The following is a 20,535-nucleotide window of genomic DNA, read 5'->3' as shown; positions in this document are numbered from 1 at the left end:
CCCGCGGAAATCGCTTTCCGCGGGCTTCTTCATTTCATGGCTTCAAGGCTTATTCGCCGGAACGGTTCTTCAGAGCCGCGCCGAGGATGTCGCCGAGTGAAGCGCCGGAGTCGGACGAACCGAACTGTGCGACGGCTTCCTTCTCTTCAGCGATTTCCAGAGCCTTGATCGAAAGCATGACCTTGCGATCCTTCTTGGAGAAGTTGGTGACGCGGGCGTCAACAACCTGACCAACGGAGAAACGCTCCGGACGCTGCTCGTCGCGATCACGCGACAGGTCGGCACGGCGGATGAACGAGGTGAGGTCTTCGTGGTTGACGAGCTTCACTTCGATGCCACCGTCGTTGATCGCGATGACTTCAGCCGAAACGACGGCGTTCTTGCGCAGGTCGCCGGAAGCGGCGGCATCGCCAACCGAATCCTTGCCGAGCTGCTTGATGCCGAGCGAGATGCGTTCCTTCTCGACGTCTACATCGAGAACGACAGCCTTGACGACGTCGCCCTTGTTGTATTCCTCGATGACCTGTTCGCCCGGACGGTTCCAGTCGAGGTCGGAGAGGTGCACCATGCCGTCAACGTCGCCGTCGAGACCGATGAACAGGCCGAATTCGGTCTTGTTCTTGACTTCGCCTTCAACTTCGGTGCCAGCCGGATGGCTGTGCGCAAAAGCCTGCCACGGGTTCTCAAGCGTCTGCTTGAGGCCGAGCGAGATGCGGCGCTTGGTCGGGTCGACTTCGAGAACGACAACGTCGACTTCCTGCGTCGTGGACAGGATCTTGCCGGGATGTACGTTCTTCTTGGTCCAGGACATTTCGGAGATGTGGATCAGGCCTTCGATGCCCGGCTCCAGCTCTACGAATGCACCGTAGTCGGTGATGTTGGTGACGGTACCGGAGATCTTCTTGCCGACCGGGTACTTGGCACCGATGCCATCCCACGGATCCGACTCGAGCTGCTTCATGCCGAGCGAGATGCGGTGGGTTTCCTGGTTGATACGGATGATCTGAACCTTGACCTGCTGGCCAATGGACAGGATTTCCGACGGATGGTTGACGCGGCGCCAAGCCATGTCGGTGACGTGCAACAGGCCGTCGATGCCGCCGAGGTCAACGAACGCACCGTAATCGGTGATGTTCTTGACGACGCCGTCAACAACCTGGCCTTCTTCGAGGTTCTGAACGATTTCCGAACGCTGTTCAGCACGGGACTCTTCGAGAACCGTACGGCGCGAAACAACGATGTTGCCGCGACGCTTGTCCATCTTGAGGATTTCGAAGGGCTGCGGGTTGTGCATCAGCGGGGTAACGTCGCGGATCGGACGGATGTCGACCTGCGAACGCGGAAGGAAGGCAACAGCGCCGTCCAGATCGACGGTGAAGCCACCCTTGACCTGGTTGAAGATAACGCCTTCGACGCGCTCGCCAGCTTCGAACTTGACTTCGAGGCGGACCCAGCTCTCTTCGCGGCGAGCCTTCTCGCGCGACAGAACAGCTTCGCCCAGCGCGTTTTCGATACGCTCGACGTAGACTTCAACTTCGTCGCCGACCTTCAGCGTGCCGTCCTTGGCCTTGGCGCCGAATTCCTTGAGCGCGATGCGGCCTTCGACCTTGAGACCGACGTCAACGATGGCGACGTCCTTCTCGATGGCGGTCACGATACCCTTGGTAACGTAGCCTTCAGCAAGATCCTGCGTAGCAAAGGATTCCTGCAGCAGCGCGGCGAAATCGTCGCGGGTGGGATTGGCTTGAGACATGAATACTCCTGGTGTGCCGCGTGGGCACAGGCGCCGGTGGTTCGAGTTGATCAGGTCCAAAATCCATCCGCTCCCTTCATCAGGGAGTAAATCCGGCGCGGGGACGGTCTTTCGGACTATTTGTTCAATGCAGCGTCGATCAGAGCCTTCGCCGCCAAGAATGCGGCCTCTATACTCATTTCGGACGTATCAAGCAAGTGCGCGTCTTCAGCCGGGCGAAGCGGGCTATCGGCGCGTCCCATGTCGCGCTCGTCGCGCTTTTGAATGTCTGCCAGAACCGAGAGATAATCGGCGGGAAAGCCGTTTCCAACCATCTCGTCGAACCGACGCCGGGCGCGCACTTCAGCAGACGCCGTCACATAGAGTTTAACGGGCGCATCCGGGCAGACGACCGTGCCAATATCGCGGCCATCCAGCACCGTACCGGGCTTGCGAGCCGCAAAGGCACGCTGCGCTTCGACCAGCGCGCGACGGACTGACGGCATGACGGCAATCTTCGAGGCCGCTTCGCCAATCTCATGGGCGGAGAGCACGCTGCGGTCGAGGCCCGCAAGCTCCACCTCCAGCGCCATCTTTTCGGCGACCGGTTCGTTGTCGAGCGGCAACGCGGCGTCGAGCAGCGCCTTGGCGGTGGCCCTATAGGTCAGGCCCGTATCGAGATGGTGGAAGCCGTAGTCGGCAGCAATCCGGCGCGAAAGCGTTCCCTTGCCTGCGGCGGCAGGCCCGTCGATAGCGATGATCATTCATGTCCCCGAGCGTTCGATTGGGCCGCGGGAGAGGTTATTCCGCGACCATTGTTTTCCCTGTTAGCGGAAAACAGGCACGCTGGCCAAGCCGTGTCGATGGAAGAGTGTATTGCTGCCAAGCGTTTCGCCTTGACTTTTTCGGCTCAAAATCCACCTTTGCTTGCCGCGCGCCCCGGAAAGTTAGGCTTTGACAGACAAAGCCAAGACGATTATGGGGACCGGCTAATTCATTTCTTCGTCAACGCCGGTTTTCCGGCAAATGCCGGCTTTCCCGGCCATACAAGAGGCTTTGACCGTGGCAAAAGCGGAACTTGGTACCAAGCGCATCGATCCGGAAACGGGTCGCAAGTTTTACGATCTGAACAAGGATCCGATCGTCTCCCCTTACACCGGCAAGTCCTATCCGCTGTCCTTCTTCGAAGAGACCTCGGTTGCCAAGGTCATGGAAAAGGCTGAGGAAGAGGACGTTCAGGAAGTCGATACCGAAAACACGGAAGTCGAACTGGTCTCGCTGGAAGAAGCCGATGAAGGCGCCAGCGGCGACGACATCCCGGATCTGGGCGATGACGACGTCGAGATCGAAGGCGACGACGACGACACCTTCCTCGAAGAAGACGAAGATGACGATGACGACGGCCTGTCCGACCTGATCGGCGTATCCGACGACGACGACGAAGTGTAAGCCTTTCATAAGGTTTGAAATTGGCACCCGCGCGGACTGTTCCATTGCCGCGCGGGCCTGAACTGGGCTCAGCGAAGAAAATTGCACCCGGTCTGATTTTTCGGCTTGCCATCTGCGAAAAGCGCACGTAATAAGCCGCCACCCGACCGGACGAACAATTCGGAACGGTTTCCCGGACCGGCCTTGCCGGAACCCGATATGGGGCTATAGCTCAGCTGGGAGAGCGCTTGCATGGCATGCAAGAGGTCAGCGGTTCGATCCCGCTTAGCTCCACCAAATTTTTCCAAGCGCTATACAACAGTTTCCCTTGAACGAATTTCGTCCCGTTGGCGATGTCGGCTTATACCCCTGCGACCTGCGCGCTCGGATGGGGCTGCACGTTCGTTCGAATCAATGACAGTTTGTCAGACCGTTCTGTCGATTGCCGCTATGGCGTCCGAGAGCGCCTTGCGCACCCGCAGCTTTTCCTCCGAATCAAGCCGATCAAGATCGAGATGCAGGTCCAGCCCTGCGAGATGCTCGCTCAGGACGCTTGTCCTCCTGTCTGCACCGGCCACAAGGCCATCGATCACATAAGGAACGACTTCGCGCTGGATACCCTTCATGGTGATCGGAGGCAGCGCATGCGCTTCGACGATATCCTGGACAAGGGCATAAGTTTCGTAACTGATGACGATCTGGCCGCCCTCTGCAATGCTCTGCAGCCGGGCCGCGAGGTTCGCCTCCGCTCCGATGATCGTGTAGTCCATCCGGTCGTTGCTTCCGAAGTTGCCGACATTGCAGTAACCGGTGTTGATGCCCATGCGCACCACGAACGGCTCTTCGGTGCCATCGCTGCGCCACTTGGACTTCAACTCCCCCAGACGCTGCTGCATGTCCATCGCCATGCGTATGCAGGCCTTTGCATCCTCGACAGCTCCCCTGGTTTCCGGATCGCCGAAAAACACAAGGATTGCGTCGCCGATGAACTTGTCGATGGTACCGCCATGCGCCAGCGCGATGTTCGACATCTCGGTCAGGTATTCATTGAGCATTTCGGTCAGAGCTTCGGGCTGGAGCCGCTCGGTGGTCGCCGTGAAATCCTTGATATCCGAAAAGAAGATCGTCAGCCGCTTGCGCTCGGTGTGAACCACCACATCCCTCTGGCCGCTGAAGATGCTCTTGTAGATTTGCGGCGAGAGGTAACGCGATATCTTCAGAGAAATGCTGGCGAGAAATTCGTTCGTCGCCTCCAGCTCGCGGTTGAATGTCTTGATGACGTGCGCATGCCGCCTTTGCAGCACAATGAAGCTCATGCCGACGACTGCGACGAAGAAAAAGTAAAGCAGCAGATACTTGAAGGCGAAGGCGTTGCTGGCGAAAGGCTGCGTGATCGTCACTTCCTGGATGCCGCGAACATCCCCGACCTTCCAATCCTTCTTCGGGCTTTCAGGGTGGCTGTCATGACACGCCACACAAGCCGGCCCCATGATGACCGGCGTGACGAGGCGATAGATATTGTCGAAACCTATGCGTTCGACACTCGTCACCGTCCGTTTCGGGTCCGCGCGCAATGCGGCAAGCGCCGAAACTTCGAAGGCATCCATCGGATGCTTCGCGCGGTTCTTGAACGGCAGGTCCGAAATGAAGCGATAGGAGATATTCGCCTGCTGCTCCTTGATGACGCTCCCAAGCTCCAGCGAAAGTGTTGCCGGGATCGGGATCGCGCCGGGGATCGTCGCATAATTGTGCGAGAGGACCGTTTCCGTCGTCTGCCCATCCGCATGCGCAGCCAGCACGCGACCGACCACGTTTGTCGAATAATAGGAGCGGATGCTGGTGATCAGGGAGCTCATGTCCTGCGCCTGTCGCTGAAGCGCGTCGCGGGACAGATTGTTGACGTCGAACCAGACGGCCAGAGGAAGGCCGGCAATCATCAGCAGGACGAGAAACACCAACAGCCGCGCGCCGAAACGGCTTTCGGCAACGTTCTGTCGCAACTCGTCGGAAAGAGCCATCGGAATTCTGCGTGGGATTGATCTGCGCTAGCTACAGCATGACGTCAGGCTCCGCGCAAGGGCCGGCGGGCCGGCCGATGAAATAGGCCCAATATTGATCAACTTTCGGCAACCCGCATCCTGCCGGCCGAAGGCGGGTCGCCAAGTCCGGACCCTGCATAAGAATCATCAGAAGCGATAGGTCATACCGAGAACGGGACCGCTGAGACGGGTATCGAACAGATGGCCATCATGCTCGTAGTCGACATCCAGGACCTTGTAACCGGCAGAAGCCGACAGATTATCCGTGAATGTATAGTTCACCGTCGCCAGTGCTGACCAAGTAAAATCCGATCCCGCACCGAAGCCGCCGACATCGGCCTGCGCCTGGATGGAGAGCTTGTCCGTCAGGCTTATGAACATTCGCGCGCCAACGACAGGGTCTATCCAGTTGAAACTTTCCTCATGACTGGCGGAGATGGTACCGATCAGAGGATGCGAGGCGGTGACGGACACGTCGTTCGAGATATACCAGAAACGGGCGCCGCCGAGCGCATCGAGTGTGAACTCCGGTGTATCGACAACGCGATAGCCACCCTGCAGGGTCGCCATGAATTCCGTCGTATCGACATCTGCATCGACGCTCGCACCCGGCGGGATCACGCCCAGTCCAGGGATCTGGAAGGCCGGCAACGGGCCGGTCGCATGGCTGCCCGTGGTGTCGACATACATCATGTCACCGGACAGAACAAAACGGTCGTTACGGCCCCAGACATTGATGAAACCTCCGAAATTGAGGTCTTCCATGACATCGGAGAACGATTTTTCGGTGTGGAGCGACGGTCCGTTGCGGAATGGGGAAATTTTCCCCTCAAGTCCGGTCGCCCAGAGATACGGGGTGACCTGCAACGCCCAATCCGGGCGCCCGACCTCCGCGCCCTCGGCCGCAGGGTCACTTACCACACCAAACAGATCGCCGGCGTGAACTGCGGGCATACCACAAAGAACAGGAAGGCCGTAATAGCTAAAGATTTCATTGCGCCCTCACTCAAACCTGCAATGTATTCTTGTGGATACGTCCGTCCTTCATGACCAGCTTCATCGTCCGGTCGGGATCGGCAATGAGCGAGATGTCCTGCAGCGGATTTCCATCGATGAGAAGAATATCCGCATAGGCGCCCGCTTCGATGCGACCGAGCCTGGCGGGATAAGGATTGCGCAGCCCCGAAAGCTCCAGCAGCGCGGCATTTCCGCTCGTCAGCATACGCAGCACGTCTGCATTGTCATACCAACGGGCAAATTTTGCGAGCTGCCGTCCCTGGCTCGCGGTCCCCGTCGGGCTGAACAGGATATCCGTCCCGAGCGCCATCTTCACCTGATGCTTGCGGCCGAACTCAATGGCACGCACCGTCCCCTCGGCAATCTGCTCCTGCTGGAGGCGTTGCTCGGGTGATGACTTCGCATTGGCATCTTCGTCGGCGAGGAAGGGCTGAATGCTCCACCAGGCGTCGGCATCGGCGATCCGTTTGGCCGTCTCTTCGTCGATCAGCTGCCCGTGTTCGATCGACTTCACCCCGCAATCAAGCGCACGGCGCACCGCCGCAGAGGTGTAGGCATGGATGCAGACATAGGTTCCCCAGTCGGCAGCGGCTGATACGGCCGCTCTCATTTCGGCTTCGGTATATTGAAGCGAATCGATCGGATCGAAGGACGAGGACACGCCGCCGCCGCCCATGATCTTGATCTGGCTGGCGCCCAGCATAAGCTGTTCCCGAACCCGACGCAGCACTTCCGCCTCTCCATCCGCGATCGCCGATATGCCGGCCTGTTCGGCAATGCTGAGATCGCTTTGCGGCGTACGCGGCAGGTCGCTCCGCATGCGGAAATCGCCATGTCCCGATGTCTGCGAAATCATGGCGCCGGAGGGATAGATGCGAGGACCCGCAATGCGTCCCTCGTCGATGGCACGCTTCACGGCAAAGGCCGGACCGCCGACATCGCGGACGGTCGTGAAACCGCGCAAGATGGTCCGCTCGGCTTCCTGGGCTGCAACGAGATGGACATAGGGCACATCCGCCGTCATGGCCGCGACCTGGGATATGCCGGCCAATATGGAGTGCCAGTGCGCCTCGATCATGCCCGGCATCAATGTGCGTCCGCCGCCATCGATCACCTCGGCGTCCGAGACGGTATCTGCGGCAGGGACAAGCGCCTTGATCAGGTTGCCCTCAACCAGCACGCCCTGGCCCTCGATCAAGGCGCTTGCGGTCCCGTCGAAAATCTTGAGGTTGCGAAACAGGATCGGCCTTGCCGGAGCCTGTGCAAAAGCCGGGCTGACTTTGCCGAGCGCCGGAACCGCAAGGGTGGCCGCAATGACCTTCAGGAGCGAACGGCGGGACAAGCCAGCATCTATGCGCGCAAAGAGTTGCAAGGCGTCCGGGCTATGGCAGGGGCATGCCGCGCCGTGAACCAGATGGCGGTATTTGTGTCCAAGCCGAAACGCCACGCTACACCCCCTTGTCGCCATAAACCCGGTCAATCGTCGCTTACGGGTCAATTAATCCGATTTCAAAGCCTCGAACAAGCGCAATCCTGAAGTGTAGCGATGAGCGCGCGAAGGGATGTATCAGACCTGCGACGGGTGAAGATTTTTAGTCGAGTTTATTTCCCGCTGGCCATCGAAGCCTCAGTCATTGTCTTCTCTAAATCAACAATCCAGTCCAGACCGACCGCACTATCGTCCTTTCCGTTCCCCATTTACGCATAGCACGCATGCGCGCTTGCCGCGTTGTGCTGTCGCCGGCAGCCGTGTACGTCTCGATCGAGGAAACGATTCCGGTGTGTGGCTACGTTGTTGCAGATCGGTAAATTTAGCGAGTGCGCGTATGAATGCCGATGAGGCCAATGTCTTCGATCTCGCACCGATCGCGATGTGGATCGAGGATTTTAGCGGGGTAAAGGGACTGTTCGACCTCTGGCGGGCAGATGGCATCGAGGATATCCGCACCTTCCTTCGTGCCGATGTGAGCCGCGTCGCAGCCTGCTCCCGAAAGATCAAGGTCCTGCAGGTCAACCGCAGCACGCTCGAGCTCTTCGAGGCGCACGACCGGGATCATCTGGTCGCCAATCTCGACTGCATCTTTCGCGATGAGATGCTGACCAGCCACGTCAACGAACTGTCCCAGCTCTGGGACGGGCGGCGCGAGTTTTCCGGCACCGCCATCAACTATACGCTCTCGGGGCGCAGGCTCGATATCCAGCTTCGCGGCTCGGTGCTTCCAGGATACGAGGACACACTGGGCAAGGTGTTGCTGACGACCGAGGACGTGACAGCCCGCGAAGACGCGCGCCGCTATGCCGAAGGGGTTTTCGAACATTCGCCCGTATCCCTTTGGGTGGAGGATTTCAGTGGCGTGAAGAACCTGCTGGACGGGGTGCGGGATCGCGGCATCGTCGACTTTCGTGTCTTTACCGATGTGCATCCGGAATTCGTGCGCCAGTGCATGAGCGAAATCCGCGTCATTGATGTCAACAAGGCAACGCTTGATCTCTTTTGCGCGCCGGACGCGAAAACGCTGCTGCACCGCCAGGCCGATATCTTTCGCGACGAAATGGAGAAGCACTTTCGCGAGCAGCTGATCGAACTCTGGAACCGCAATCTTTTCCACCAGCGCGAGGTCGTGAATTATGCCCTAGATGGCAGCGAGCGTTATGTGCTGTTGCAATTTTCCGTCTTTCCCGGTCGGGAACGGGACTGGTCACTCGTGCAGGTCTCGCTCACCGATATCACCGCACGAAAGAAAGCCGAGGCCTATCTCGAATATCTCGGCAAGCACGACGTGTTGACCAAGCTTCATAACCGCGCCTTTTACACGGATGAACTGAACCGTCTGGAACGCAAGTCCTTGCGTCCGGTCTCCATCGTGGTCATCGACCTGAACGGATTGAAGACGACCAACGACCAGCTTGGCCATGCAGCGGGCGATTCGCTGCTTCGCCGTCTTGGTGAGGTGATGAACGAAGCCGTGTCGCTACCCAATCACGCCGCGCGTATCGGCGGCGATGAATTTGCGATCATCATGCCAGGCGGCGATGAAACCGACGTCGCGGTGATGATCGACAATGTCGACAAACTTCTGAAGATCAACAATCAGTATTATTCCAATGCCCCGATCAGCATTGCTGTCGGCGCGGCGACCAGCACGCCTGGCGAGCCCTTGGAAGCTGTTGTCCGGCGCGCCGACCTCGCCATGTATCAGGACAAGCAGGCGCATTACGACGACTTGCGTTCGCTGGATGCGGCTTCTCTGACGTGAGGCGTCTACCCCGTGAAGAAGGCCGGCGGACCTTTCGCCGGCCATCCTGTTCGCGAACGGGTCAGACCACGACGCTGCCAGCCATGAAGGCGAGCACGAGGAAAATCAGGAACACGACGAGCGCGATATAGAACAGGATTTTTGCAATCGTGGCGGTCGCGGCCGATACGCCGGAAAAACCGAGAAAGCCGGTAATCAGAGAGATAACGAAGAAGATAAGCGCCCATTTCAGCATCGAAATTTCCTTCCGTGGTTCAATGCCGCTGAAACGCGTCTACCCCGTCTCCGGTTCCGTCGTCATATGGCAGCGGAATGCCGGGCCATACCGCTTCCCAGATAGGCGTCGAATGCCGCCGCAACGAGCCTCGCCGTCTTGTAGGCGGTCTCTGGCGCCAGTTCGAACCGCTCTCCGAGGCGGCTGAAGCCGAGATCGTTTCCGGCAGCAAGGCTAAGGGCCGTCTGCAAAATCGGATGGGCGGCCGCGCCGAATTGCCTGATGGCCTCGTTTCCATCGAACGCGAAATCGCACATCAGCCTCTCGATGACCCACCGCCTTGCGCGATCGTCCTCGCTCAGCGCAAGGCCGCGCACGGCTGCAATCTGCCCGGATTTGACGATACGCATGTACTCGCCTGTTGCCGGCATGGTCTGCAGGTAGCCCTGCGGCACTTGACTGATGGAGGATGGACCCAGCCCGATCAGGCTTTCGCAGCTGTCATCGGTATAGCCCTGAAAATTGCGCCGCAGCCGACCGCTTTGCGCGGCAAGCGCAAGACTGTCTGATGCAAAGGCAAAATGATCGATACCGATCGCCCGGTAACCGGCTTCAAGAATGATCCGCCGGGCCTCGTCCGCCTGCGCGAGCCGTTCGCCGGCATCCGGCAGGCTCGCCTCGTCGATCATCGTCTGATGTTTCTTAAACCAGGGAACGTGAGCATAGCCAAAGAGTGCCAGCCGGTCCGGGCGCAACGACAGCGTCTGCCGGATCGTTGTGGCAACGCCGTCCATCGTCTGGTGCGGCAGACCATACAGAAGATCCAGATTGACCGAACCGACGCCGCGTGCGCGAACATTCTCCACAACCCGGGCCGTATCCTCGAAGGATTGGATGCGGTTGATGACCTGCTGCACCTTCGGATCGAAATCCTGGATACCGAGAGAGGCGCGTGTCATGCCGATTTCAGCCAGAGCATCAAAGCGCGCCTCATCCATGTCGTTCGGGTCCATCTCGACGCTAACCGATGCGCCGGGCGCGAAATTGAACGTATCCTTCAGGTGACGGGCCAACCTCTTCATGTCGGCAGGCGTCAGCATGGTCGGCGAACCGCCGCCGAAATGGAGTGCCTTGACGGGGGACCGTATAATCCGCCCGATCGTCGCGACCTCGCAAAGCAAGGCATCAAGGTAAGCCGCCACCGGTTGGTAATGCCGCGTCTGCTTGGTATGGCAGGCGCAAAACCAGCAAAGACGGTCACAGAACGGGATATGCACATAGAGCGAAACCGGCTCATCCGGCGGAAGCGTCTCAAGCCACGCGCGCGCGACATCCGCCCCGATGCCCCCGTGGAAATGCGGCGCGGTCGGATAACTCGTGTATCGGGGAACTGATTGCAGAAGCGTCTTGGTCGTCATCGGGGCAAACTCCTTTGTCGATAGAGAGCCTATCGATGACAGGCGCAAGCGCCTTGATCTTCGTCAAATCGCTTGTTCCCATGCTTGATCTGGATCAAGGCATGCAGCGACAACCAACAATACAACGCAGAAGGGGAGACACCGAAGCCGGCACGGCCCTGCTCACGAAGGTTCCACCGTTCGTTTTCGAGGCTGAAAGGCCAAGACGCAGACCTTACGGCCGATGAGCAAGGAAGAGCCGAATGCGCGCGCAGGCACCCGATCACTCAGCCTTCGAAAGCCTCCTCGAAATCTGGGGTGAGCAACTTGCCCTTTGCGACGCACTGGAACAGATGGCGGACGCACTCCCAATTGGCCTCAGCAAAATGAACTGCCTGCGCCTTGCCCGCACCATTCCGGCCGTTGTGGACCGTGCACACAAGCTTGAGGAATTGCTGCTTTTTCCCTTGCTGCAACGCCGCGCGGCTTCATCACCAGCTTTGAACGCCGTGATCGAAAGGCTGCGCTACGAGCATCTGGAAGACGATGCCTATGCGGAGGAACTGTACGACGCCTTGAATGCACGCGGCTGGGGACGGGCGACGCCGTCAGCGGAAACGTTGGGCTACATGCTTCGCACGTTCTTTGCCGCCATGCGTCGCCACATATGGTTCGACAGGGATGTCCTGATGCCATTGCTGCTCGCCGGAGGTGAAGACGAGATGCTTGCCGGTCTCAGCCGCAACGCGCCTTGAGACGTAGAATATCCGGCACCACGATGTGCCGGTTGGCGATAATGCTGATCACACCGGCCGTTCGGAGTTTCGTCATCTGCCGCGATACCGTTTCGATGGTGAGACCGAGGAAATCGGCGATATCTGCGCGGGAGAGAGGCAGGTCGAATTCCGTGACCGCGACGCCTTCCTTATCACCTAACGGATCGATATGGGTGGCGATGAGATAGAGCAGGCTCGCCACTTTCTCCGCTGCGGTCTTGCGGCCGAGCGTCACCATCCACCCGCGCGCCTCATCCAGTTCGCGCAGGGTCTGTTCCATCAAACGCCGTTCAAGCTTCGGGTTCTCAGCGACCAGTTGTTCAAGGGCCATGCGCGGAACCCGACAGAGTTCGACATTGGACGCAGCCTCGACGGATACATCGCTCGTCTGTCCGTAGATACGGCCAACAAAATCCGGCGCAAATTGCAGGCCCACGACCTGTTGACGCCCGTCCTCGAGAACCTTCGTGAGCTTCACCACGCCGCGCATGACATTGGCATAGGACGTGATCGGCGCATCTTCGCTGGAAAGCTGGGCACCGGCTTCATGACGCACCTGCCGCGTATGGCGCGAGAGTGTCATCAGTTCATCGGAACTGAGAGCGCCGCACATACCCTTGTGGCGAATTTCGCAGCTCTGGCACAGCGCCGGCGTTTGCGAATTGTGAATATCCAAGCGTGTCATCGCCAGCCCGCCCCGTTCGGTCTCATTGCTGCACCGGCATTCCGCGTTGCACGGAAGGCCCGCATCGCCCTCCTCATCAATAGACCTTTCCGTCAGGGCACGGAACACCACCGGTTGCGACAAAAACACCCATATCGGGCCTTTGCCGGGGTCAATGTTTGCGGATTTCGAGCTCGTTTTCAATCAAGTGAACGCCGATCACGGCTGCGGCGGCCTCTTCCACACAGCCTCTCTCCGCTTCGGAGGAGACGGTGCCGCTCAGGACAATCGTGCGCCCGATGGCCATCACGGAAATATCCGACGTGTCGATAAGGGTAACGTAACGAAGGTAACGCAATACCTTGCCCGCCAGATCCTCGTCCTGAAGATCCGGCCTGTCATCGCGATGAGCATAAAAGGGGGGGCGTTCCATAGCCATCGACGTTTCCTTTCGACACAGGGAACGTCAGGCCTACGCTAAGGTTCCAGGCCCTTGCGGCGATCCGATCTTTAAAACCGTGGCTGATCAACATGGATGAACGCTTCCACCGCAGCGGCGATGAAATCCTGGCGCGCATAATCGACCGGCTGTTCGCCATTCAGGACATAACGGCACATGGTAATCGCCGCTTTATAGGCCCTGCCCTCGTGAACGGGCCATCGATCGAGCAGGCATTCGGCCGCTTCACGTGTATTGCGAACCACCTGATATTTTCCAATCCCGCCAAGTTCAAGGACGACAGGTTCCTGCCACCATTTTTCGTTCATTAGGGACGCCTTTCAACTAGGCTAAATTTCGCACATTAAATCTCGCATGCGAGGCTTGCGTGAACATAACTTTTTCAAGCGTTTCCTAATGTGAGGCGCAGAAAGGCGGTTAGGCGATTTTACGTTGCCTGCGGCGCTTTCAGGGTCGTAAAGGTCAAAGGTCGTCTTTTCTCCCAGAGACCCTTCCCTTATGTCCGATATCTTCCTGAATGTCGTTCCGGTCTTCCTGCTGATCCTCATCGGCTGGCTGATCGTACGGCTCGGCTATCTCAAGGCCACCGTCGGCGACGGTTTGAGCGAATTCGTCTTCCGGGTCGCCGTTCCCGTTCTTCTTTTTCGCACGATCGCCGAAGCCGATTTCAGCGGCAGTTCTCCATGGCTGCTCTGGGTCGCCTATTTCTCCGGCGTCGCCATCACCTGGGGTCTCGGTCATCTGGCCGCGACTTTACTGTTCGGCCGCGATGCCCGCATCGGCGTCCTCTCCGGTGTCTCGTCAGCCTTCGCCAACAATGTTTTCATCGGCCTGCCGCTGGTCTCCCGAAACGTCGGAGAAAGCGGACTTGTCGCCCTTTCCATCCTGCTGTCCGTCCATCTTCCCGTCATGATGATCGCAGGCACGGTGTTGATGGAACAGGCTGAACGAAAAACAAGCGGCAAGGCTGCCCAAAGTCCCCTGCGGCTGTTGAAGGGCATCGTCCGCAATCTCGTTCGCAATCCGCTGGTGATCGGCCTGGCGCTGGGTGCGCTCTATCACGTTTTCGACACGCCACTCGGCGGCCCTGTCAAGATCGTCATCGATCAGATCGCGGCTGTCGCCGCCCCGGCGGCTCTGGTTTCGATCGGCATGGCGCTCGATAAATATGGCTTGTCCGGTAATCTCGGCCTTGCGGCCGTTACCTCGACCCTGAAGCTTATCGTGCTTCCGGCAACCGTTTTCGCCGCCTGCCATTTGCTGGGCCTCAACCGTGATTGGACCGCTGCACTCGTTCTGACCGCATCGGTTCCGACAGGCGTCAACGCCTGGCTAATCGCCAACCACTTCAATGTCGGGCATGGCCTTGCGTCATCGACCATCACATTGACGACGGCGCTCGGTGTCGTCTCAGTTTCGGCCTGGGCGCTTCTTCTGCTGTAGGACACGAAAAAGCCCGGCGCGACGGCCGGGCTCGATCTTGCAGAATTGCGTCAGCACCTTAATTCGCAGGCGCAGGTTCGACCGGCTTGGCTTCGCCTTCAGTTGCGGCCGGCTGAGCCTCGCCGGCAGCCGGAGCCGCAGCGGACGCTTCCGGAAGGGGTGCCGGGCTATCCGCCTGTTCGCGCATCCAGGCGATCAGGTTTGCACGTTCGTCAGGCTTTTTGATCCCCGCAAAACCCATTGCGGTACCCGGAACATGCTTCTTCGGCGCCTCGATGAAGAAGCTCAGATGATCATAGGTCCAGGTCTTGTTGGCTTCTGCGAAGGTCTTCATGCCGGCCGAGTAGCTGAAGCCTTCATGCGATGCGATCGGGCGATCGACGATGCCGAAAAGGTTGGGACCGACTTTGTTGGCCCCGCCCTTGTCGGCGGTGTGACAGCTCGCGCATTTTTTGAAGACGGTTGCACCGGCAGTCGCGTCCGCGCCGGCAAGCAACGGCTTGATATCGACCTCGACTTCAGCCTCGGCACCGCCGCCGGCTTCCGACGTTCCCTCTTCAGCGACGATCGCGAAACCTTCCTTCTCGGGGTTCTCCGAGTGGAAAATGCCCTCCGACGCGATCGAGACGGACATCAGAACAAAGACGGTGCCCAGCAAGGCACCTACGCCCATGTTCACATATGAGTTCATCTGTAAACGCTCCCCTTACCGCCGGAAAAACAAAAAACCGGCCCATCTTGAAATCGGGCGGAACCTATGTCTTTTGGCTTTCCGTTGCAACAGACATTCTCCGCGCCGAACCGTGACGTTTTGACACTTTTCCTGTGTACTTTGAAGGCCAAAGCATGACCAGCGACAATTTGCATGAAACTCTCGTCCTTATTCCGGCGCGAATGGCCTCGACGCGCCTTCCGGGCAAGCCGCTGGCCGATATCTGCGGCCTTCCCATGATCGTCCAGGTGGCTTTGCGGGCACGGGATGCGGGTGTCGGGCGAATCGTTGTCGCCGTCGATCATCAGGATACGTTCGATGCGGTGACGGCGGCGGGCTTCGAGGCAGTTATGACCCGTGTCGATCACCAGTCCGGCTCCGACCGCATCCACGAGGCGCTTCTGAAGTGCGATCCCGAAGGCCAGGCGAAAGTCGTGATCAATGTGCAAGGCGACCTGCCGACCATTGAACCGGAGACCATTCGCGCAGCCCTGAAACCGCTCGAAAACCCGGCGGTTGATATCGCCACGCTGACCGTCGAGATCGAGGACGAAGACGAAAAGACGAACCCCAACGTGGTGAAGGTCGTCGGCTCGCCGATCTCCGAGGATCGTTTGCGGGCTCTGTACTTTACGCGCACCACCGCGCCGCACGGAGCCGGGCCTCTTTACCACCATATCGGACTGTATGCCTATCGCCGCGCAGCGCTCGAGACATTCGTAAGCCTTCCGCCCTCGACGCTTGAAAAGCGGGAATCGCTGGAACAGTTGCGTGCGCTCGAAGCCGGGATGCGCATCGACGTGCAGATCGTGCGCTCCATCCCCCTTGGCGTCGATACGCCCGCCGACCTTGAAAAGGCCCGGCGCCTCCTGACCGCGAAAGGCTGAGATCATGATCGCGAAAACCAACAGGATTTCCTTCCAGGGGGATTTCGGCGCCAATTCCGACATGGCTTGCCGCGACATGTTCCCGGACATGGAGCCCCTGCCCTGCCAGACCTTCGAGGACGCCTTCCTCGCCGTTGAAAACGGCGAAGCCGATCTGGCGATGATCCCGATCGAGAACACGATCGCCGGGCGTGTCGCCGATATCCATCATCTGTTGCCCGAATCGCGCCTGCATATCGTCGGCGAATATTTCATGCCGATCCGCTTCCAGCTTATGGTTCTGCCGGGTGTGAAGCGCGACGAGATCCGCACCGTCCACAGCCACATTCATGCCCTCGGCCAGTGCCGCAAGATCGTGCGCGCCAATGGCTGGAAGCCCATCGTCGCCGGCGACACTGCGGGTGCGGCGAAGCTGGTCGCAGAGACCGGCGACCGTTCCATGGCAGCGCTCGCCCCCCGCCTCGCAGCCGATTTGTACGGCCTCGAAATCATCGCGGAAAACGTCGAAGACACGGAAAACAACGTCACCCGCTTCGTCGTTCTTTCGCGCGATGCGCAGGATATCCGCCGCGGCACTGAAAAGGATGTGATCGTTACGACCTTCGTCTTCAATGTCCGCAACATCCCGGCCGCGCTCTACAAGGCGCTTGGCGGCTTTGCGACCAACGGCATCAACATGACGAAGCTGGAAAGCTATCAACTCGGCGGCAAGTTCATCGCCACCCAGTTCTACGCCGATATCGAAGGCCACCCGGAAGACCTCCATGTCCGACAGGCGTTGGAGGAGCTCAGGTTCTTCTCCGAGAAGGTCAGAATTCTCGGTACATACCGTGCCCATCCGATGCGACTGACCCTCTGATTTCGAACGCGCGCGACCGTGGCGATCTTGCCACGACCGACTGGCGATCGCACTGCAGGAAACCAACGGCAAGATTTCCGGGGTGGAGTTTCGCGATTCTGCGTGATTTCCTCCGCCCTGACGACGCGACTCGGCCACCCGTGGCGACATGCCCGGAAAACCGACACGCCGCCGCGTTTTGCATGCCGACGCTCATCCCGGCATAGACACGGAGATTTCCATGAACATCAAAGCTCTTCTTGCGGGCTCCGCAGCCGCCTTCTCGTTTGTTTCCGCCTCTCATGCCGCCGACGCGATCGTTGCGGCGGAGCCGGAACCGATGGAGTATGTGCGCGTCTGCGATGCCTATGGTGAAGGCTACTTTTATATTCCTGGCAGCGAGACTTGCCTGAAGATCGGCGGCTATGTCCGCTTCGAACTGGGGCTTGGCGATGACCCCTATGACGGTGAGGATATCGGGTGGTCGACGTTCACGCGCGGCAGCCTCGAGTTCGATGCGCGCAACGAGACGGAAATCGGCACGGTGCGATCCTTCATCGAACTCCGTTCGGAATCGAGCAACGACACCTACATCAACGCCGCTTTCATCGAAGCTGGCGGCTTTCGCGCCGGTTACGCCGATTCCCGCTTCGACACCTGGCTCGATTCGGCCGGTAACATCATCAATGACGACGTGATCGACTATACCGGCGATCGCACAAACCAGGTGAGTTACGTTTACGAAGGCAGCAACGGCTTCAGCGCATTGATCGGCCTTGAGGAAGGCGCCGGCACCTACGAAACCGGCTTCGCACCGGTTCCGGAGGTTTCCTACACCCAGGACAATAACCTCGGCATCATCGGCGGCGTCAAGTACGAGCAGGACTGGGGTGGAATTTCGGCCGTCGGCGGTTATGACACTTTTGCGGAAAGCTTTGCCGGCAAGGTACGCGTCGATATCACCTTCAACGACGTTTTCTCCGCCTGGGTCATGGGCGGCTACCAGTCAGACTGGGACAACGACAACGGTCCCGGCGGCACGCGTCGCCTGAACTACTTCGGCGCCTGGAACGGCGACTGGGCCGCGTGGGGCGGGTTTGCGATGCAGGCGACGGAAAAAGCTTCGTTCAATGCCCAGGCAGCTTACGAGGAAGACGGCACCTTCGCCGGCGCACTCAACATGGAATATGCCGTTGCCGACGGCCTGAAGTTCATGCCCGAACTGAACTACACCAGCTTCGATGGCGAACGAGGCGACGACGACGCATTCGGCGCCACCATTCGCTTGCAACGGGACTTCTGATCTATGCTTAAAACCGTGGAACAGGCTCTCTTTGATGTCTGTTCCACGACCGACTACAGCTCTCGCGGACGCTGACGCCAGAGAACCGATGCGGTAGTTTTGCAACACGAGCGCTCCGTCGCTGCAGCGCAATAATTATGACAGTTTACCCCGTAGAATGTGACATGGGAGCGTGGTTTTTTCCCTGCCTGCTGGCGATGTGATCGCGTGCCACACAATGTGGTTAGCCGGCAAATTATTGTTGTCATCCGACACGATTGGGGATTCCATGACTATCAAAACCTTCCTGCTGACTTCGGCAGCCGCGCTTGCGGCCTCCCAAGGCGCCCAAGCGGCAGACGCCATCGTTGCGGTCGAACCGGAGCCGATGGAGTACGTCCGCATCTGTGATGCGTTCGGAAAGGGCTATTTTTATCTTCCGGGGACCGAAACCTGTCTCAAGGTCGGCGGTTACGTCCGTTTCGACAACATCCTGGGTGAAAACCCGTTCGACGGCGAGGACGATGGCTGGGTCGGGCACACGCGCGCCACTCTCCGTTACGATGCTGTTTCCGACACCGAATACGGAACCCTGCGCTCCTTTATTGAACATCGCTGGGATGTTCAGGATGGCGAGGAACGATTCACATTGGTGAGCGCCTTTATCGAACTCGGCGGTTTCCGCGCCGGCTATTCGGATTCACGCTTCGACAAATGGCTCGATTCAGCTGGCAACATCGTCAACGACGACGTCATCGACTTTTCGCCGAGCCGGACCAACCAGATCAGCTACGTCTACAAGGCCGATAACGGTTTTGAGCTTCTTTTCGGCCTGGAAGAGGGAAATGGGACCTATAGCGCCGGGGGCACGACTGTGGCCTACAGGGCGGAGGACTGGCCATTCCCCGTGGCCGGTATGAAGTACGAGCAGGATTGGGGCGGGATATCCGCCATCGTCGGTTACGACACCAATGCTGAATCGGTCGCAGCGAAAGCTCGTCTTGACCTGGCCCTCACCGATGCTTTCTCGATCTTCGTCATGGGCGGTTATCAGTCGGACTGGGACAATACAAACGGGCCGGCCGGTTCGCGTGAGCGCAACTATTTCGGCTCGTGGCGCGGCGATTGGGCGGCCTGGGGCGGGTTTTCCGCCAAGGTTGCCGATAAGACCACTCTCAACGGGCAGATTGCCTATGAAGAAGACGGCACGATGGCGACCGCGCTCAACGTCGAATACAAGATGGTTTCAGGCTTCAAGATCATGCCTGAAATCAACTACACGGATTTCGATGGCGACCGCGGCGATGGCGAGGCCTTTGGCGGCACCATCCGCTTCCAGCGCGATTTCTAAGTTACAGCGACATCTCAACTATGAAGCCGGCGTCCAAAGGCGCCGGTTTTCTTTTGGCCGCCTACTTCGGCCAGTCCAGCCAATCCCGCATCAGGCGATGCGCGATCGCGCCCTTGGGCGGCGATCCGATTTCGCCATTGGCCAGAGCGACGCCCGTGTTGCGCGCCAGCATTTCAACCGTCTCTTCGCGCGTAAACCAGCGGCAATCTTCCAGTTCCTGCTCATCGCGGCGGATGTCCCGGTTCTTGGCTTCGGCGTAGCAGCCGACCATCAATGTATGCGGCATCGGCCAGGGCTGGGAGGCGTGGTAGCGCACACGACCGACGCGAATGCCGGATTCTTCGTGGGTTTCGCGCCGCACGGCATTTTCGATCGTTTCGCCCGGCTCGACGAAGCCGGCCAGACACGAATACATACCTTCGGGGAAATGCGGACTGCGGCCGAGAAGGCAGAGATCCCGCTCCAGATCGATCGTCAGCATGATCACGACGGGGTCCGTCCGAGGAAAACTCAGATGACCGCAAGCCGTACACTGGCGCTTGTAGCCACCCGCCTGACTTTCCGTCGCATTGCCGCATTTGCCGCAGAAACGGTTGTTGGCATTCCAGGTGATCAGGCTCGATGCCTGTGCGAACTGGCCTAAAAGTTCATCGGTCAGCATCTGCTGGCGATAGAGCGTGCGTCCGTCCGCAAGCTTGAACGGTTCCGGCAGCGTTTCCTCGGTCAACCCGATCGGCACGGCAAGGCGCGGCTCGCCGTTCGGCAGAAAACCGAGCAGTATGGCATCGTCGAGTTCCGGCTTGAGATCGGAAAGCTCATAGGGCGCAAACAGCGGATCGACGATTTTCTCGTCATGCTTGACCACGAGCCGGTTGCCGGAAAAAGCGAAGACATGGGCACCCTCCGCCTTGAAGGCTTTTTCAACGCAATCCTCGGCGCGATGCTCGGACCGGCGGTCGAGATGGTTTTCGGCAAAGGCGACGAGGGTGCTGGGTTCGGGATGCGGACTGTGCAGGTCGAAGATCGATTTCGTCATGG

20 protein-coding genes and 1 tRNA gene are annotated in these 20,535 nt (G+C 59.1%); 9 read left to right on the top strand and 12 right to left on the bottom strand.

Annotated features, from left to right (window positions below; all coding sequences use genetic code 11):
• Positions 1-49: 49 nt before the first annotated feature.
• Complete coding sequence (gene rpsA / locus BLX89_RS10195; protein WP_075290714.1) at positions 50-1,753, bottom strand: 30S ribosomal protein S1; 1,704 nt, start codon at positions 1,751-1,753, stop codon at positions 50-52.
• A gap of 116 nt (positions 1,754-1,869) precedes the next feature.
• Positions 1,870-2,496 (bottom strand): (d)CMP kinase, encoded by a 627-nt coding sequence (gene cmk / locus BLX89_RS10190; RefSeq protein ID WP_075290712.1) that lies wholly within the window; start codon positions 2,494-2,496, stop codon positions 1,870-1,872.
• 298 nt (positions 2,497-2,794) lie between these two features.
• Here cmk and BLX89_RS10185 point away from each other — a divergent pair, with 298 nt between their 5' ends.
• Positions 2,795-3,181, top strand: a complete 387-nt coding sequence (locus BLX89_RS10185) for a TIGR02300 family protein (protein ID WP_075291092.1) — start codon at positions 2,795-2,797, stop codon at positions 3,179-3,181.
• Positions 3,182-3,381: 200 nt separating this feature from the next.
• Positions 3,382-3,457 (top strand) — tRNA-Ala (locus tag BLX89_RS10180).
• 128 nt (positions 3,458-3,585) lie between these two features.
• On the opposite strand, the gene BLX89_RS10175 is transcribed toward BLX89_RS10180, so the two are convergent.
• The 3 genes from BLX89_RS10175 to BLX89_RS10165 form a co-directional block, all read right to left on the bottom strand.
• Positions 3,586-5,178 (bottom strand): adenylate/guanylate cyclase domain-containing protein, encoded by a 1,593-nt coding sequence (locus BLX89_RS10175; RefSeq protein WP_075290710.1) that lies wholly within the window; start codon positions 5,176-5,178, stop codon positions 3,586-3,588.
• Positions 5,179-5,346: 168 nt separating this feature from the next.
• A complete protein-coding gene (locus tag BLX89_RS10170; RefSeq protein ID WP_075290708.1) occupies positions 5,347-6,153 on the bottom strand; it encodes a porin family protein in 807 nt (268 codons plus the stop codon).
• Positions 6,154-6,205: 52 nt separating this feature from the next.
• Positions 6,206-7,663 carry a metal-dependent hydrolase family protein gene (locus tag BLX89_RS10165; protein ID WP_198935140.1) on the bottom strand — a complete coding sequence of 486 codons (1,458 nt, stop codon included), beginning with the start codon at positions 7,661-7,663 and terminating at the stop codon, positions 6,206-6,208.
• 379 nt (positions 7,664-8,042) lie between these two features.
• Here BLX89_RS10165 and BLX89_RS10160 point away from each other — a divergent pair, with 379 nt between their 5' ends.
• The gene (locus BLX89_RS10160; RefSeq protein ID WP_075290706.1) at positions 8,043-9,473 is read left to right on the top strand and encodes a sensor domain-containing diguanylate cyclase; all 1,431 of its coding nucleotides are present in this window, start codon (positions 8,043-8,045) and stop codon (positions 9,471-9,473) included.
• A gap of 61 nt (positions 9,474-9,534) precedes the next feature.
• Here the strand turns inward: BLX89_RS10160 and BLX89_RS10155 are convergent, their stop codons facing one another.
• Positions 9,535-9,708 carry a DUF1328 domain-containing protein gene (locus tag BLX89_RS10155; RefSeq protein WP_075290704.1) on the bottom strand — a complete coding sequence of 58 codons (174 nt, stop codon included), beginning with the start codon at positions 9,706-9,708 and terminating at the stop codon, positions 9,535-9,537.
• Between the two features lie 62 nt (positions 9,709-9,770).
• The gene (gene hemN, locus BLX89_RS10150) at positions 9,771-11,105 is read right to left on the bottom strand and encodes an oxygen-independent coproporphyrinogen III oxidase (protein ID WP_075290702.1); all 1,335 of its coding nucleotides are present in this window, start codon (positions 11,103-11,105) and stop codon (positions 9,771-9,773) included.
• A 242-nt stretch (positions 11,106-11,347) separates the two neighbouring features.
• On the opposite strand from hemN, the gene BLX89_RS10145 reads away from it, so the two are divergent.
• Entirely contained in the window at positions 11,348-11,839 is a 492-nt protein-coding gene (locus tag BLX89_RS10145; RefSeq protein WP_075290700.1) for a hemerythrin domain-containing protein, read from the top strand.
• Here BLX89_RS10145 and BLX89_RS10140 read toward each other — a convergent pair.
• From BLX89_RS10140 to BLX89_RS10130, 3 genes are all read right to left on the bottom strand, one after another.
• A complete protein-coding gene (locus BLX89_RS10140; RefSeq protein ID WP_075291090.1) occupies positions 11,820-12,545 on the bottom strand; it encodes a Crp/Fnr family transcriptional regulator in 726 nt (241 codons plus the stop codon). The genes BLX89_RS10145 and BLX89_RS10140 overlap by 20 nt on opposite strands.
• Before the next feature lie 151 nt (positions 12,546-12,696).
• Positions 12,697-12,963: a BON domain-containing protein gene (locus BLX89_RS10135; protein ID WP_075290698.1), complete on the bottom strand. Its 267-nt coding sequence runs from the start codon at positions 12,961-12,963 to the stop codon at positions 12,697-12,699.
• A gap of 71 nt (positions 12,964-13,034) precedes the next feature.
• A complete protein-coding gene (locus tag BLX89_RS10130; protein WP_075290696.1) occupies positions 13,035-13,292 on the bottom strand; it encodes a DUF982 domain-containing protein in 258 nt (85 codons plus the stop codon).
• 190 nt (positions 13,293-13,482) lie between these two features.
• Between BLX89_RS10130 and BLX89_RS10125 the strand changes: the two genes are divergently transcribed.
• The gene (locus BLX89_RS10125; protein ID WP_075290693.1) at positions 13,483-14,427 is read left to right on the top strand and encodes an AEC family transporter; all 945 of its coding nucleotides are present in this window, start codon (positions 13,483-13,485) and stop codon (positions 14,425-14,427) included.
• A 58-nt stretch (positions 14,428-14,485) separates the two neighbouring features.
• On the opposite strand, the gene BLX89_RS10120 is transcribed toward BLX89_RS10125, so the two are convergent.
• Positions 14,486-15,118, bottom strand: a complete 633-nt coding sequence (locus tag BLX89_RS10120; RefSeq protein ID WP_075290691.1) for a c-type cytochrome — start codon at positions 15,116-15,118, stop codon at positions 14,486-14,488.
• A gap of 155 nt (positions 15,119-15,273) precedes the next feature.
• On the opposite strand from BLX89_RS10120, the gene BLX89_RS10115 reads away from it, so the two are divergent.
• The 4 genes from BLX89_RS10115 to BLX89_RS10100 all read left to right on the top strand — a co-directional run bounded on the left by BLX89_RS10115 (position 15,274) and on the right by BLX89_RS10100 (position 19,497).
• The gene (locus tag BLX89_RS10115) at positions 15,274-16,026 is read left to right on the top strand and encodes a 3-deoxy-manno-octulosonate cytidylyltransferase (protein WP_075290689.1); all 753 of its coding nucleotides are present in this window, start codon (positions 15,274-15,276) and stop codon (positions 16,024-16,026) included.
• 4 nt (positions 16,027-16,030) lie between these two features.
• Complete coding sequence (locus BLX89_RS10110) at positions 16,031-16,885, top strand: prephenate dehydratase (protein ID WP_075290687.1); 855 nt, start codon at positions 16,031-16,033, stop codon at positions 16,883-16,885.
• A 220-nt stretch (positions 16,886-17,105) separates the two neighbouring features.
• The gene (locus BLX89_RS10105) at positions 17,106-18,167 is read left to right on the top strand and encodes a porin (RefSeq protein WP_075290685.1); all 1,062 of its coding nucleotides are present in this window, start codon (positions 17,106-17,108) and stop codon (positions 18,165-18,167) included.
• A 268-nt stretch (positions 18,168-18,435) separates the two neighbouring features.
• Positions 18,436-19,497, top strand: a complete 1,062-nt coding sequence (locus BLX89_RS10100) for a porin (protein ID WP_075290683.1) — start codon at positions 18,436-18,438, stop codon at positions 19,495-19,497.
• Between the two features lie 61 nt (positions 19,498-19,558).
• On the opposite strand, the gene nudC is transcribed toward BLX89_RS10100, so the two are convergent.
• Positions 19,559-20,533, bottom strand: coding sequence for an NAD(+) diphosphatase (nudC, locus tag BLX89_RS10095; protein ID WP_075290681.1), 975 nt, complete (start codon positions 20,531-20,533; stop codon positions 19,559-19,561).
• Between the last annotated feature and the right edge of the window lie 2 nt (positions 20,534-20,535).

The sequence above is a fragment of the Pararhizobium arenae genome (genome assembly GCF_001931685.1).
In the GTDB taxonomy this organism is placed as follows: domain Bacteria; phylum Pseudomonadota; class Alphaproteobacteria; order Rhizobiales; family Rhizobiaceae; genus Pararhizobium; species Pararhizobium arenae.
This window is presented reverse-complemented; position numbering and strand designations above follow the sequence as displayed.